This is a genomic window from Vibrio sp. 1580 (assembly GCF_033340055.1).
In genome coordinates this window covers 1-726 of sequence record NZ_JAWOVT010000260.1, presented here as the reverse complement: position 1 = coordinate 726, position 726 = coordinate 1, and the positions used below count along the sequence as shown (strand labels likewise).

The following is a 726-nucleotide window of genomic DNA, read 5'->3' as shown; positions in this document are numbered from 1 at the left end:
TTCAGATGGGGCCATCTTGGCGAGGAAAAGCAGACAGAACGGCAAGTTTGTTGGCTCACAGTGGTCAGCGTGTCGGCGGTAACGATCTGGATATCGCGTTGGCTTTCAAACAGTTGATGTTCCCGTTTGGGATGGAAAGCAAGATGGAATCGGGCATTGTGATGCCGACGACTCAGTTTTGGAATCCGATTGCTATCAATAACGTTGAAGCGCAAAACGACTTTTACTCACGTGAGAACTTAGCGGCGTTAAAACTGTTGCAGAAACAGGCGCAAGAGCCAGAAAAACTAGCGCGCTTGCTTGAGGTTTATCACGAATCATTAGGCTACAACATTGTCCGCCGTGCAGAAGAAGCGAAGGTGGCACTCTCTGATCAAACGGCTTACCGTACTGGTATCAACTTATTGTCGGAGCTGATTGAAGTGGACGTTCAGCGTGATGAGATGATTGAAGCGATTGAATCACCAAAGAACAAGATGACGGCGCTGGTAACAGAAGCTGTTGAGCAAGCAGGCATAAAACCGGATGCGATCTTTATGACTGGTGGTTCCGCTCGTTCGCCGATTTTACGTGACGCGGTACAAACCGTGTTGCCAAATATTCCTGTCGTCAGCGGTAACTATTTTGGCTCGGTAACCGCAGGCTTGGCACGCTGGGCGGACGTTTGCTTTAAGTGATCTTTAGTTCTGAGCGAGTTACTGATGTCACGCGCTAAATAGAACCTTT

At 48.6% G+C, this 726-nt stretch carries 1 protein-coding gene; it reads left to right on the top strand.

Translation table 11 applies throughout. From position 1 onward, the window contains the following. The coding region (locus tag R7093_RS25385) for an Hsp70 family protein (protein ID WP_318147042.1) at positions 1-677 on the top strand (677 nt) is incomplete at its 5' end. Positions 678-726: the final 49 nt, after the last annotated feature.